Annotated in this window: 9 protein-coding genes; 3 read left to right on the top strand and 6 right to left on the bottom strand. The window is 39.3% G+C overall.

Annotation, left to right across the window (positions count from 1 at the left end; all coding sequences use genetic code 11):
• Positions 1 to 63: 63 nt before the first annotated feature.
• The 3 genes from ACYVFA_RS22040 to ACYVFA_RS22030 all read right to left on the bottom strand — a co-directional run bounded on the left by ACYVFA_RS22040 (position 64) and on the right by ACYVFA_RS22030 (position 3287).
• Positions 64 to 681, bottom strand: a complete 618-nt coding sequence (locus tag ACYVFA_RS22040; RefSeq protein ID WP_460474032.1) for a hypothetical protein — start codon at positions 679 to 681, stop codon at positions 64 to 66.
• A 109-nt stretch (positions 682 to 790) separates the two neighbouring features.
• On the bottom strand, positions 791 to 2818 hold the full coding sequence (locus ACYVFA_RS22035; protein WP_460474031.1) for a glycoside hydrolase family 127 protein: 2028 nt from the start codon (positions 2816 to 2818) through the stop codon (positions 791 to 793).
• A 40-nt stretch (positions 2819 to 2858) separates the two neighbouring features.
• Positions 2859 to 3287, bottom strand: coding sequence for a hypothetical protein (locus ACYVFA_RS22030; RefSeq protein ID WP_460474030.1), 429 nt, complete (start codon positions 3285 to 3287; stop codon positions 2859 to 2861).
• 254 nt (positions 3288 to 3541) lie between these two features.
• Here ACYVFA_RS22030 and ACYVFA_RS22025 point away from each other — a divergent pair, with 254 nt between their 5' ends.
• Positions 3542 to 5053 carry a sulfatase family protein gene (locus tag ACYVFA_RS22025; RefSeq protein ID WP_460474029.1) on the top strand — a complete coding sequence of 504 codons (1512 nt, stop codon included), beginning with the start codon at positions 3542 to 3544 and terminating at the stop codon, positions 5051 to 5053.
• Positions 5054 to 5175: 122 nt separating this feature from the next.
• Here the strand turns inward: ACYVFA_RS22025 and ACYVFA_RS22020 are convergent, their stop codons facing one another.
• The gene (locus tag ACYVFA_RS22020) at positions 5176 to 8319 is read right to left on the bottom strand and encodes a ligand-binding sensor domain-containing protein (protein ID WP_460474028.1); all 3144 of its coding nucleotides are present in this window, start codon (positions 8317 to 8319) and stop codon (positions 5176 to 5178) included.
• A 307-nt stretch (positions 8320 to 8626) separates the two neighbouring features.
• On the opposite strand from ACYVFA_RS22020, the gene ACYVFA_RS22015 reads away from it, so the two are divergent.
• On the top strand, positions 8627 to 9049 hold the full coding sequence (locus ACYVFA_RS22015; RefSeq protein WP_460474027.1) for a hypothetical protein: 423 nt from the start codon (positions 8627 to 8629) through the stop codon (positions 9047 to 9049).
• A gap of 106 nt (positions 9050 to 9155) precedes the next feature.
• Here ACYVFA_RS22015 and ACYVFA_RS22010 read toward each other — a convergent pair whose 3' ends face one another.
• Together ACYVFA_RS22010 and ACYVFA_RS22005 are read right to left on the bottom strand one after the other, a co-directional pair.
• Positions 9156 to 10532: a glycoside hydrolase family 30 protein gene (locus ACYVFA_RS22010; RefSeq protein WP_460474026.1), complete on the bottom strand. Its 1377-nt coding sequence runs from the start codon at positions 10530 to 10532 to the stop codon at positions 9156 to 9158.
• 52 nt (positions 10533 to 10584) lie between these two features.
• Complete coding sequence (locus tag ACYVFA_RS22005) at positions 10585 to 13446, bottom strand: hypothetical protein (RefSeq protein WP_460474025.1); 2862 nt, start codon at positions 13444 to 13446, stop codon at positions 10585 to 10587.
• A 157-nt stretch (positions 13447 to 13603) separates the two neighbouring features.
• Here ACYVFA_RS22005 and ACYVFA_RS22000 point away from each other — a divergent pair, with 157 nt between their 5' ends.
• Complete coding sequence (locus tag ACYVFA_RS22000; RefSeq protein WP_460474024.1) at positions 13604 to 14587, top strand: nucleoside hydrolase; 984 nt, start codon at positions 13604 to 13606, stop codon at positions 14585 to 14587.
• The last annotated feature ends 20 nt before the right edge of the window (positions 14588 to 14607 follow it).

The following is a 14607-nucleotide window of genomic DNA, read 5'->3' as shown; positions in this document are numbered from 1 at the left end:
AAATAAGATTTGTTTAAACTGTATCGTATAGCTGGGTGTTAAATTGCTTAAAAAATGTCATTCTCAAAATCTATAAAAACTATAATATACCCCAAAATTGATTCGGGCTTCTGTATCTATATAATATTGCTGGTAAGCGGCTTCTAAACCTAACCGGAAGTGCCTGGAGATACTATACCTGTATTCAAGACCACCATTAAAACCAATCGATATGTTGTTTTGAAAATAAGGTGGGTTAGGAATATATTCTAATCCAACAGGTGGATTTTTCATAGGATTAAGCCTGAATCCGCCATATCTGAACTGGGTAGCTCTAACGGCACCTACAGAGGCATTGATGCCCAAAAAATGTGATTTGCGCTTAAAAATGCCTACTAAAAACCCTATATTCAGTTTTTGTGAGCTACTTTGCAGAAAAGATATAGTATATGGGTTATTAGCCACACCAAAATCTTGTGTACTACTTTGTCTCTGGGCATTGGCAAAACTTAACTGTGACTGAAACGCTATCAGTTTAGTTAATTGTCGCTCATATTTAGGCGTAAAATGATAGCCTCTTACATCACCTGTACCGAATAAGGTAAGTCCTCCGGATAATCCGATTGTATTTTTTAATTCACTCTGAGCAAAGGTAGATATACCGATAAATATCATCAGCAAAAGCGTAGTAGTTGTTTTCATAAAAGCGTAGTTTATTATTAGTCGAATGCAAAATTTGTTAATACAAAAATAAAAAAGTCCGTGGAATAATCACGGACTTCTCTGGTAAAACTTATTTTAAGGAATCAGTCTATTCTGTCAATATCTCCAGATTCTTAATCTTAGTCGGAAACCATACCCGCATTTCTCCCTGCCCACGATTTGAACGGGCATAGTAAGGGATAAGCACCAAAGGCTGTGTAGTGGTATTCACTGTGGCATCGTCCAGAATATTAATCGCATTGGCGGTGCCTTTTAAAGTCATTACACCATTGAGCAGATTTGATTGGAAACTGGTTTGGAATTGTTGTTTTTCAGGAACTATCAGGTTGGATGTATGTCCATTATTATCAGCAAATTCGGCACAATAGACAATCGGGCCATATTCAATGGCAATCTTGCCTATGTCGTCTTTTACTTTGGCATTGGCAACCGTCTGGCGCACTTCCATTGGTAAATCTACTTCTATCACGTCGCCTTTTTTCCATAGGCGGTCAATGGCTATATAGCCATTATCCAGTTTTATTTCTAAGGACTGTCCGTTTACTTTTACTGACACCTCTTTTACCAGCGTTCCTTTATAGGCATATAAATCGGTAGGGAATGCCTGATTTTTTGCCCAACCCGGTATCCGCACATACATGGCATATGGCAAGCCTTTTTTGTTCTGAGGCTCAACATTGATTCTGATATTTCCTTCCCACGGATAATTGGTAGTTTGGGTAATCGTTACATTTTCTTTCGGTGCCACCTCCAGCGTAGTGGTATTACTGACATAAAGATTAACATAGACACGGTTATCTTTCTGTGCATATACATAACCCGGAATAGAAGGCATAAAACGACAGATATTAGTCGGGCAGCAAGAGCAGGTAAACCAGGGCGAACGTTTATTTTCTCCGGTTAGTTTGCCGTTTTTAACCGTGTATTCCATCGGATTTTCGTAGTTGAAAGTCTTGCCATCCAGTCCGATACCGCTGATTAAACCATTGTAAAGTGTGCGCTCCAGAATATCAATGTATTTTGCATCGCCATACATCATAAACATCCGGTGATTCCAGTAGACACTGGCAATAGCGGCACAGGTTTCACAATATGCACTATGGTTCGATAATTCGTAATCAGGGCCAAAGCCTTCCCAGTTGCCCGCTTGTCCTAATCCGCCTGTAATATATGTTTTCTTGCTGAAGGCATTCTCCCAGATTTTGGTAATGGCGTTCAGGTATTCCAGATTATTGGTCAAAGAGGCTACATCAGCCATACCTGCATATAAGTAACCTGCTCTTACCGAATGTCCGAGGGCTTCGGTTTGTTGCACCACTGGAATATTATCCTGCCAGTAAGCACCAGTTTGCCATACGGTTGCTTCTTTATCACCTGTTTTCTTTTCATAGGTTCTTTTCCCGCGGCAATCAATGAAGAATTTGGATAGGTCGAGGTATTCTTTCTTGCCTGTTACTCTATATAGTTTTACCAGACCAATTTCAATTACCTGATGCCCGGGTGCTACTGCTTTTTTACCCGGCCCGAAAACGGTGAGCAGGTGGTCGGCATTTTTGAGGGCAATATTGAGCATGTTCTTTTTGCCTGTGGCTAAGTAATGGGCTGAGGCTGCTTCATAGAAATGCCCCATATTATAGAGCTCATGGCTGAGTTCGTGCTCTTTTTCATAACGCTCTTTGCCTATCCACGGGTGACTGGTGTCGCCCATTGTACGGGTAGTGTATAGGTAGCCATCAGGCTCTTGTGCCTTGCTGATAAGGGTAATCAATGAGTCGATATAGGTATCTAGTTTGGCATCGTATTTCACATGGAGCGAATAAGAAGCGCCTTCGATTATCTTATAAATATCTGAATCATCGAATGGGTAAGTGGTGCAAAGTTTGCCTGAATGGGCCACTGCCTGTTCAAAGTTTTTGATACGCCCGGTTTCTTTTGATTTCTGGAACGACCACGGAATTGTAACTGTGCGATTGATTTCCAGTTTCGGTAGCCAGAACTTATCATTCAGTTTTACTTTCGTAAAAGGCACACCGCTATAAGGATAATCCTTCTGGAATTGTGCAAGACCTATGAGTGAGATAAAACTGAAAATTAGGGTAATGAGGTTGCGTTTCATGAAAATACTGTATAGTTTAGAATAGGTGTTTTTGCTTTACTTATAAATCCTGGCTGTTCAGCTTTACAATCTCTTTAGTTTTAATGGCATTGTCTAGAGTTATCCATCCATGAAAGTCTTTTCCTACCAGAAACTCAGCATAGCATACTTTATTAAGACCTTCTGTTACGGTATAAGTTTCATTGATCAATACCAATCTATTTGACCAGTCAACACTCAATCTGAATTTTTCTAATTCGCGTATGCCATTAAAAACCGCAAAACGTCGGTGTATAAAGGAAAACCTCTGGTTAGCATTTGAAGGTTGACCAATGGTAATGGTATCTCCCTTAGAGAAGTTCACGCCTGAAACGGTGCAGGCCGGAACTTTTATTTTCTCATATCCTTTTTCTTCGCTTTTTTTATCACTTTGTCCAAAAGCTGTTAAACTCGCCAGAGACAGGAATAGAAATAGTATTTTCGATTGCATAGATTTTAGTAATGGTTCTGTAGATATTTCGTTTTTAGTATTGTGACCCTAAGGGGAATCGAACCCCTGTTTAGCCTCCAATTAAAATATAACTCATAAGTGAACTGAATGTTCTGCCATTAAAGATAGCAGATTCTAAGCACATCAACAATAAAAGCGAGATTATCAGTCCAAAGACTAATTATGCCGAGTCATGTTTGGGAAGTTGCTGATTTTTCTGAATATTTGTGGCTATACATTCAACCTCTTCTTTTATGAAAATAAAACTACTATTATTTGCCTTTGTGCTATTTCTATGTGGTTGGAAAGGCAAAAACCCACCTCCGGCTAAACCTAAAAATATCATCTTTATTCTGGCTGACGACCATCGTTACGATTTCATGAGTTTCATGAATAAAGTGCCGGGCTTGCAAACACCCAATATGGATAGAATTGCCCGTGAGGGTGCCCATATCCAGAATGCTTTTGTGAGTACCGCCCTGTGTTCGCCTAGCAGAGCCAGTATTCTTACCGGGCAATATGCGCATACACATACCATTGTAGATAATCAGGCTCCACTACCTAAAGGTTTGAAATTCTTTCCACAATACCTGCAAAAGGCCGGATATAGCACTGCTTTTCTGGGTAAATGGCATATGGGTAATACAGATGACTCTCCGCAGCCGGGTTTTAATTATTGGTTGAGTTTCAAGGGGCAAGGCGTGTACTATAATCCTACTTTCAATATCAATGGCAAACAGGTAGCCCATAAAGATAGTAGTTATATCTCTGATTTATTGACTGATTATGCTGAGCAATGGTTGAACTCTTTAGATAAGAATAAGCCATTCTGTATGTATTTATCTCATAAAGGGGTACATGCCGAATTTCAGCCTGCTAAAAGACATAAAGGTACTTTCAAAGATGCTTTGGTTTATCCTGAATCAATGTATCTGACCAAGACTGATACCAGTAAGGTTTTCGGGCCTATGCCGACGCATAATCCTAATCAACCGCCTATGAACCCGAATATGAAAGATATGCCACAATGGGTGAAAAACCAGCGTTACAGCTGGCATGGCGTTGATTATCTCTATCATGGCACGATTCAGTTTAATGATTTTTATCGCCAGTATGCCGAAACGCTCAGAGGGGTAGATGATAGTGTGGGTAGAATTCTGAAATGGCTGGATGATAACGGAATGGCCGAAAATACAATGGTGATTTATATGGGCGATAATGGTTTCAGCTTTGGCGAACATGGCCTGATAGATAAACGCCATGCCTATGAAGAATCGATGCGTGTGCCTTTGATTATGCGTTGCCCGAGTACCATTAAAGCCAATTCAAAAGTAGCAGAGGTAGTGCAGAATATTGATATTGCTCCTACGATTCTGAATTATGCAGGTGTGCCGACACCTGTGCAAATGCAGGGCAAATCATTCCTGCCGATCTTGCAAGGGAAGAAGATAGACTGGAAAGACAAGGCTTTTTATGAGTATTACTGGGAGTATGATTTCCCACAGACTCCAACCATGTTTGCTGTCAGAACCGACCGATACAAATATATATTCAATCATGGCGTATGGGATGCCAATGAATTGTATGATTTGAAAAATGATCCGCTGGAAGTAAATAACCTTATCAGAAGCCCGGAACATCAGACCATTGCCAAAGATTTAAGAAATCAGGTCTGGGATTGGCTGGAAGATACTAAAGGGATGCAGATTCCGTTGAAACGTATTCCGAATAAGAGGGGAGACCATCGGTATCGGGGGACTTATTGATAAACCCCAACCCTCCGAGCGGCGTCTGCCCCAACAATGTGGAGGAATTTTTATTTCTCCTTACGGCGTCTATTCTTCATTGTTGAGTAGGATTGCTGTGAGGAGAGATTTACGTAGAAGCTTTATCCTTCCACCTCCTTCACAGGCAGAACCATAACTACCTTGGTTCCGATACCTTCGCCTTGCTCGTTTTCCAGGTCTATAGTCTGGATATTAAGGGTATAGTTTTCTTCCAGTTTCATTAATTCCAGGCGGTTTTTTATAAGCGAAGTGCCTTTGGAAATATGTTCTTTATGGGCTTGCTGAATATTGGCTGCGGCTTTTCTGCCTATGCCATTGTCTTCAATTTCGCAGATGAGAGTTTCTTCAGTGTGTTTTTTGAATCTTATCCAGATTTTGCCCTGATGGTCTTCCCGGCGGCCTGTCATGAGTCCGTGCCAGATAGCATTTTCTACGTGGGGTTGAATCATCATGCTGGGAATCTGTATTTCTGAAGATTCAATGTCATTATCTACTTCTATGCTGTATTGAAAAGAATTAGAGAAGCGCAAGCTTTCCATTTGTGCAAAATAAGTTAATAGCTCTACTTCTTTACTAAGCGATACAAATTGACTACCTGAGTTATCCAGAACCAGACGAACCAGCTTTGCGAATTTTGAGAGGTAGCGGGACGCTTCAATCGGGTTATTATCTAAGATAAATGATTGAATTGAATTAAGCACATTAAAGATAAAGTGTGGATTGAGCTGTGAGCGTAGGGCCGTCAGTTTTAAATCATTGATTTGTTTCTGGATCTCTGTTTTTTCGGCCTCACGCAACCGGATTTCATTAATCTGACGACGGTAAATATAGTAGAGAGAGCCACTTACAATAAGCAAGAATATGATCCTGAACCAGAGTGTTTTCCACCACGGAGGCGTAATTACGATAGTAAAAGAAGCCATGTCTCTGCTCCAGTTTAGTCCGTCGCTCATGGCAGTTACTTTAAATGTATAAGTACCTGGTGGCAGATTAGTATAGCTGGCGTATTTACTATTTTGGGCATCTTTCCATGTATTATCTGCGCCTTCCAGAATGTATTTATAGCGATTCTGGCTGCCGTTGTTGAAATTAAGCCCGACGTATTCGAAGGTTATATCATTCTGCTGATAATCGATTGACAAAGGTTCATTGATGTCGAAAGAGATAGAAGTATTATCTATTTTTATGCCTGTAATATAGGGTTTGGGCGGGCTTCGTTTGATATTGAAATTATCCAGAGCCAGTAAAGAGAAAGAGTTATCTGAAGCAATAAAGAGTGTATCACCTGCCGTATTGAATGGCAGAATAGCACCGATATTATTATTGGCTAAGCCGTTGGCTTCGGTCAGGCTCTGAATAACATTGGTTTTTAAATTCAGATAATTCAGACCCTGTGGCGAGCCAATCCACAAAATATCGTTTTTGTCCAGAAACAGGCATTCAATATCATTACTTAATAAGCCATCAAATTTATCATAGAGTTTAAACTCATCTTTTTTTAAATCATACTTCAAGACACCGATGCGGGTTGCCAGGTAAAGATTTTCCTTTTTATCAGCAGTCATGAAACTGATGGCATCGCTCTCAAAACCTTTTTTTGATGCCAGTTTAATCACAGAAAAGGTATCTTTATTTCTATCCCATTTTACGAGTCCACCTCCAGCTGGTGTGCCCATCCACATATTTCCGTCTTTATCTTCTGTGATGCTATAAGCCATCCGGAGCGGGAAAGCAGGTATAGTTTTTTGTGAGTATTGTCTGAACCGGTTAGTTTTAGGATTATAAACCACCGCTCCATTTCCTGCGCCAACTCCCATCCACATCAATCCTTTACTATCTATGTATTGATTATTTACCAGAAATGAATCTAATGCTGTGGGTTTAGTAGAATTCCGGATTCGACCGAACTGAAAGTTGTCTTTTTTGAACCAGAACATCCCATACTGTGATGCCATCCAGAGCGTGTCTTTCGTATGAGGCTGATTAGAAACGGCAATGCTGATGGCTTTATCGGTTTTATTGCCAAAGAAAAACTTATCCATATTATCGGTAGCAAGATCTGATAAAAACCAGCCATTACCATAGGTGCCTATAAATATTTTATCGGCACTCATCCGATGAAATGTAATGGCAGGTGCTACTGTCCAGGATAAATTATTGATAGCTTTATTGATATTGGGATAGGTAATAATGGCCTGTTTGGATTTTGAAATCAGATAAAGTCCATCAAAATGGCTTACCCAGAGGTTGCCTTCGCGGTCTTTCAGGTATTCAGGAATCCGGTTATTACTGGTGGAGGCAATCCAGACAGGCTTGTTGTTTAGATCTTTCAACTGACCATTACTGAGGTTAAGCAATTGTGGTTTCCCCTCCTGGCGGTCAATAATGGCCAGATTGTTATCAATCGGATAAATGGAGTAAAGGCGCTTATGTGCAATAATGGATGTTTCGAAATTTATCTGAAATTTCGTTATGGCACGTGTAGCGGGCAGATATTTATAAACCGCATTAGAATCTCTCAGAAATACCCATAAACTCCGGTCAGGTGCCTGTGTGAAACTACATAATTGATTGAAAAAGGTTAAATGGGGGAATTTTTTCGTAACAGGCACAATGGCTTTTTTTGCGAAGTCTATCCAAATAATCTGATAGGTTTGGATGTTTTTTATAATATACTGATCACCTTCGACTTCATATAATTCACTTCCTAAAGGGACCCGTTTTTTCTCGAATTCTTCTTTAGGGGTAGAATACGAATGGATGATTCTGAGGTTTTTATCCAATACGTGTAGCCCTGCAAAAGTAAGCACCCATAGATTGCCTTTGCGGTCTAGTTTTAAATCATAGACATTATTATCTAACAATTTCAGGTCGGTAGAACGGTCGAAGAAAATATTATGGAAAGTCTGCCTATGAGTATCCATAATTGTCAGGCCGTCAGCGGTACCTATTGCCAATCGGTTTCCAGGCAATAATAAGATTGAAGAAAGCTGGTCTGAGATGATTGAATTAGTGTCTTTGGTATGGGTAAACGTAACAAACCGTTCGCCATCGTACCGATTCAATCCTTCGGGAGTAGCAATCCATAAAAAGCCGTCATTATCCTGAACGGTCGCTTTTATTTCATTACTTGATAAACCGTTTCTTGAGTCGAAATGCTCAATATTATTGAAAAGCAACTGGGCAGAAACCTCACCGCAGCAAAGCAGTAAGGTCAGCCAAATATTTATCAATAAGAATCTCACTCAGTATACAGTTTATAGTTAATGAAAACTTGTTTCCGAAATTTACTAAAAAGCAGCTACAGGCTTGAGTAAAAAGCAAATTATCCGCCAGAAATCTTATTGAAAGAATAAGAAGCGTTTATATCACCCTAAATGATTATCATTAGAAATAATCGAATGACCTGAATACATACTAAAATGAGAAAGCACCATTTTCTTCCTTTTTTCGACCAGAATCTAAGTCAGTCCTGCCATCTACAAATTCTGCCTTTCGGAGCTTCTCAAATTCGCACAACTTTGTGGCATCAAACAAATAAACATCACAGTCATGAAAACTTTCAATGCTTTTAGTAAATTTTTCGCTTATGCTTTAGTATTTTCAATGGTATTTCTTTATAGCTGTAAAGACAAAGATGCGGCAGAACCATCAATGGCCGATCAGGTAACAGGAAGCTATAATGTGACATCTATCTCACAAGGGGGTATCGTGGTTACTTTGCCTGCTCAAGGGGTATCAGGTGAGTATTCAGTAAGCAAAATCAATGATTCTAAAGTGAAAGTTTCTTATGTATTGAAATCGGCAGGGTACCCTGATGAAGTAGGCTCAGAAGATGCTACTTTAACAAAAGGGTCTAACGGTGGTATCGATTTTCATACCTCTGCGAAAGTTGGAAACTTTATGAACAATACAATCACCTTTGATTTTGAAGACGAGAACGGAGCGATTACTATCGTAGCCAAAAAGAAGTAAGAAATAGAAGCAAGGCTTATGAAGGATGGAATTCATAAGCCAGCCCATAAGGCATAAAAAAGCCACCTTATCTCATGAATAGGGTGGCTTGATTGTTTATGATTTATTACCAGATATAAGTAGCAACTGAACCTGCATTGAGCGATTGGCTCAATAATTTGCCCTTGCTGGAAATAGTAAATGCCTGTGGTTTATTAGATTCGTTCAGCACAATCAGCACTGTTTTACCAGTGGGCGTTTTAAAAGCCACATTCGCCAGTCCCAAAGTGATATTGGAAGAAATTCGCACCGAACCCGGACGGGCAAATTTAGAAGCGTGTGCCACAATATAATAAGCCGGGTTTCTGACAATTGAGTTACCAATAGTAATAGCGCCCAGACATTCAGTACAGCCGCCATCTGTATGCGGATTTTGTTTAGGGTCAGCCGCCAGATTCCATTCCAGTACATTTTTAGCCCAGTTTCTTGGCGCACCTATTATCAGATTTTTGACGTGCCATTTCAGGTCTCCGGCAAAATTGCCCGGTGCACCAATCCATTGCTCGGTGAAATAGAGGTTTTTGTCAGGATGAGCCTCATGCACATCTTTCAAGGCTTCGATAGTTCCACCGTATAAGTGAAAGGCAGAGCCATCAATGTATTTGCGCGCCTCAGGGTCATTTAAAACGCTTATAGGATAATCGGGACGGTCAGCGTTATGGTCGTACAGAATGATTTTTGTCTTGATAGCCGATGCTTTGAAAGCAGGGCCAAGATTCTTCTTGATGAATGTGGTTTGTTCACTTGGCAACATCAGAAGGCTTGGGTTATTACCGGGATGCAAAGGCTCATTCTGAATCGTGATAGCATCAATCCGAATTCCCTCTTTTTGCATGGCCTGAATATATTTTACCAGATATCTGGCATAAGCCTGATAAAACTCAGGTTTCAGGCTACCGCCTTTAGAATTGCCATTGGTTTTCATCCAGACCGGGGGTGTCCAGGGCGAGCCAAGGATTTTGATGGCAGGATTTATTTTCAGAATCTGTTTCAGCACCGGAATCAAATCTTTTTGCTCTTCTGCCAGACTGAATTTCTGTATATTAGGGTCGTTTTCTCCGTTAGCCAAGTCATTGTAAGTAAATACATGGTCGCTCAAATCAGAAGCGCCAATACTGATTCTTAAATAACTGATACCGATATTGTTCTGGTCGATAGCGAAGAGTTCTTTGAGCAGAGCAGCCTTTTCAGTCTCTTTCAATTGATTGATTAATGTAGCACTCCCGCCTGTCAGAGTAAAGCCAAAGCCATCCATACTTTGGAAGCGTTTGGTATCATCTACAAAAATGGTTGGGCCATCGGTTTTTTCATTGCCAAAGCTCAAAACCTCATTTTGTTTCTGTAATAAAGCCGATTTATCGGCATTGGTAAGCCATACTTCTACCTGTTGTGCCTGGGTGAACATAGCCACAAAGCAGAACAGGTGGGTTAACGTTTGTTTCATAGATTAGGTTTTATAGTTTTGATGGCAAGTTAAGCATTTTATTCATGCTTTTTCATGGAATTGTAGCAGTTGAAATGAGTATAGCACTTGCCGGAATATTTAAAACTGAGCCAGTTTCAGTAACAAAAATATTGGAATAAGCCTTATAATTGGCAGGAACTGATATATGATGCCCTGATTTGATAATCACTATCTCATTAAGTGTAGGTATATGCCCGCAAGACCATGTGTCTGCCGAATCCCAGCTACCTGATTTTATCGTATAATTCCGGTTCCCTTCACAATTCATACCTGAGTACTGGCGTGGTTCGCTGCCATAGACTGAATCATAAGCCCAGAATACGACTTTATCATCAAAATTCAGAAAGTTAGTAGTAAAAGAATCTTTCGTGCCCGGTTGTACTTCATCAACCAGATAAGTGCCAATCATTGTACCATCTGATGTCCAGAGTTCGCTTCCATGATTTTTGTCGTATTGGCTAAAGTAGAGCTTATTATTGAACGCGATTCCCTCATCGATTGAATTAACATTTGGTTTTGTGAGTGGTTGGGTACCTGCTGTAGTTCCATCGGTAACCCACAAACCAACACCATCAGAACTAATTGATGGAACAACAAAAATGAAAAGCTTATTATTTACTGGCGTAACCTGAAACCTGTTTGGTCTGGCTAAGAATAATGTTTTCAAGAAAAAAGTGCCATTGCCTGTACCATCGCTTGTCCATAAATCTAAAGAAATTTTCCCATCATCAAGTATGGTTGGATTGGTGCGGAAAAAAAGCCTGTCAGCTGTTTTTTGCATAAAGGGCGCATAATCGGTAACCAGGTCCTCATCAAAATCAAATTCTTTTAGTATTTTAGTCTCATTATTGCTCCCGCTTACTTCAAATAAACCATCAATATTTATCAGGTTTTCATTGGTGTAATTGGCAACAAAATAGAGTTTATTTTTAAATTCAATTAGGTTTTTAGGATAAAAAGGTGTATTTATAGAACTCAAAAGCGTAGAATAAACTCTTTTTGTTCCGGCCTCAGTTCCATCACTTTCCCAGATACCATTACTCGTAAAGTATAGTTTTCCATTAGCTCCAACAAGATTGTTTGGATAAAACCCATGTGGGTCAGATTTATTAATAGTTGTCGGCTTTGTTCCATCAAGTACCCATAAAGTTATACCGATGCCGGAACGGTCACCCATGAAAAAAAGTTTATTATTGGCCACCGTCAATGAAAATGGGTTGACACTTATGTTATTATCGTTGATATTCGAAAGGTCGATTTCAAAAGTATTTGCTTCTGTTCCATCAGTACTCCATAAGCGCATACTGATATTTCCGGTATTTCTGAATGTAAAGTAGAGAGTATTTCCGATTGAAACCATTTCGTAAATAGTTAATCCGTCAGCGCCGGGAATAATATCTTTTACAATAGTTGTGCCCTGTGGTGTTCCGTCCGATTTCCATAGTTCTGTGCCCCGATAGTCATTAGCAATAAAGTACCAAATATTACCGACTTTAATTTTTTTGTCATTATAAGCGGAGCCAATGCTACCCGTTACAATATTTTTGACTAAACCCGTATTTTGAGGAGTACCATCTGATTTCCATAATTCAAAATTGTGCTGCGGGTCATAGTTCTTAAAAAATAGTGTATGATTACTCGTATAAATAAATTCAGGCTTTATATCGACATTCAAATTGGGTTTCGAGATATTCTGAACAAATGAAGTTCCACCAGCGGTGCCATCCGACTGCCATAATTCATTGCTATTATTGGCTCGGAATAGTAGTTTGTTATTAAGCGTAACAAAAAAGTTGGGTGTAGAACTTTGCGTTAAATTAAGGTCCTTTAAAAGCTTTGTGCCTATAATTGTGCCGTCCGATTCCCATAGCTCATAGTCGTTATTAGCCACCGATGCTGAGAAGAAGAACTTATTGCCCAAAACGCCTATGTTCCTTTTAAATTCGTGGTTAGTAAAACCCTGAAAAGTTTTTAATAGTTGAGTGCCTGATTCGCTTCCATCACTTATCCATAAATCAATACCTAAATTGAATACAAGCTGATTATTAAAGTTGGTGAGGCTTTTTAAGGTTATATCAGAAATAGAACTGAGGTTTAACACTCGCTTTATTAAGACCGTTCCTGCTGAACTTCCATCCGATTTCCACAGCGTTCCTTCATGTTTGCTGGTACTACTGTTATAGGTTGAAAGAAAGAAGTATAGGTTATTATTAATAGAAATACTGCGGATTTTTTCCTGGTTATTACCTGGAAGATTAAATAATTGAGCATCAAATGTCTGAACCATCAATGTTCCTGCTTCTGATCCATCACTTTTCCACAATTGTGTCTCTGAAAGGTTTCGTGTAAAGAAAAAGATTTGATTATTTACGATACTTGCTTTTTCATCTGAACCAAATGCCAGTGATTTTACTAAAGTAGAACCCCCATTTTCGTTGATTTTAAATAACCCAGCTCCAGTTTCAAGATAGTATACCGTATTATTCAGTACAATTAAATTAGCATCAGCATCAATATCCTCCACCATCAAAGTATTGGTAGTTCCGTCTGTTTTCCATATATCCATTGAATAGTTTGAATCACCATGTTTAACGCTATAATAGAGATGGGTATCTGTAGTTAGAAAAAGAAATTTACTGACTGTTGAGGCAGAACCGATAACTTCTTGGGCTGATACCTGAACTGTACCTGTTTCGGTGCCATCAGTTTTCCATAATCGGTATGTATTAGAGATGTTAGTTTTTATCGTAAAAAAGGTAGTGCCATTCAATTCTATAAAATTGGAAGGATAAGAACCCTCCTCAGATGTGTTTATATCTTTAAAAAGACTTATTTGAGCACTGGCAAAAAATGTAGAAAAGCAAAGCAGTGTGAATAATAAATAGGGTTTCATAGTCAAGCAATGGTTTAGGCATCAAAATAAATTAAAAATAGAATGAGACGCAAGTTGTTGAGTAATAGGTGAAGTATTTCTTCCTGTATAAATACAAATAATTAACATTTATTTCCTATTTTTGACAAAATAATTCAGCTCATAACCATCTATTCAAATGCCAAAGTTTCTTGCCATTATACTTTGTGTGATAACTCTTTCTGTCTCTGCCCAGAAAAAACAAGCGGTCAATCTTATTTTCGATACTGATATTGCTCCTGATTATGATGATGTTGGTGCCATGGCCCTGCTCCATGCTTTTGCCGATGCCGGAGAAGCCAAGATTCTGGCTACTATCTCATGTAATGCCTTTGAAACTACCGGGCCTACTATCAGCTTATTGAATACCTATTTCGGTCGCCCGAATATCCCTATTGGTATTACCAAGCATGAAAAACCGAATATGCTTTGCCAACAAAAATGGGCTGAATTCATTGTTGATAAATACCCGCACAAACTCAAATCGAATGCTGAGGCTATTGAAGCGACGAAACTATACAGACAGGTTTTAGCTAAACAGCCTGACCAATCTGTAACAATAATAACCGTAGGATTCTTTACCAATCTGGCTGATTTATTGGATTCTCAACCTGATGAATATTCAAAACTCTCAGGCAAAGATCTGATTAAGAAAAAAGTAAAACTATTGGTTTCGATGGCGGCAGGATTAAATAAGGAGAATCGTGGACATGAGTTTAATGTGCATATTGATACCAAAGCCTCGCAAAAGGTTTTTGCTGAATGGAATACTCCTATGCTTTTGAGTGGTTTCGAAATAGGGGAGAAGATAAGAACAGGCATTCGTTTAATTAATAACGAGGGCATTCAAAACAGCCCTGTGAAAGATGCTTTTCAGGTAGCATTGACCAAAGATAAGAATACGATTGGCCGAAACAGCTGGGACCAAACGGCCGTACTGGTAGCAGTGAAAGGAATAGAACCCTATTTCGCAACCAGAAAACTGAGTTTCGAAATCAAAGACGATGGCTCTAATGTGCTGATACCGGGTGAGAGAATCACTTATCTGACAGAGAAGATGCCAGCGGCAGAAGTAGCCACCATCATTGAAGATTTCATGATGCATCAGCCTAAGAAGAAATAATTGTATTCAACCTCTATATA

The organism is Emticicia fontis, from assembly GCF_054779675.1.
Note: the sequence above shows the minus strand (reverse complement) of the source record. Positions and strands in the feature narration are given on the sequence as shown.

Coding starts and splice junctions, on each gene's coding strand:
- ACYVFA_RS22040 (WP_460474032.1), bottom strand. CDS start 681: ATGAAAACAACTACTACGCTTTTGCTGATGATATTTATCGGTATATCT.
- ACYVFA_RS22035 (WP_460474031.1), bottom strand. CDS start 2,818: ATGAAACGCAACCTCATTACCCTAATTTTCAGTTTTATCTCACTCATA.
- ACYVFA_RS22030 (WP_460474030.1), bottom strand. CDS start 3,287: ATGCAATCGAAAATACTATTTCTATTCCTGTCTCTGGCGAGTTTAACA.
- ACYVFA_RS22025 (WP_460474029.1), top strand. CDS start 3,542: ATGAAAATAAAACTACTATTATTTGCCTTTGTGCTATTTCTATGTGGT.
- ACYVFA_RS22015 (WP_460474027.1), top strand. CDS start 8,627: ATGAAAACTTTCAATGCTTTTAGTAAATTTTTCGCTTATGCTTTAGTA.
- ACYVFA_RS22010 (WP_460474026.1), bottom strand. CDS start 10,532: ATGAAACAAACGTTAACCCACCTGTTCTGCTTTGTGGCTATGTTCACC.
- ACYVFA_RS22005 (WP_460474025.1), bottom strand. CDS start 13,446: ATGAAACCCTATTTATTATTCACACTGCTTTGCTTTTCTACATTTTTT.
- ACYVFA_RS22000 (WP_460474024.1), top strand. CDS start 13,604: ATGCCAAAGTTTCTTGCCATTATACTTTGTGTGATAACTCTTTCTGTC.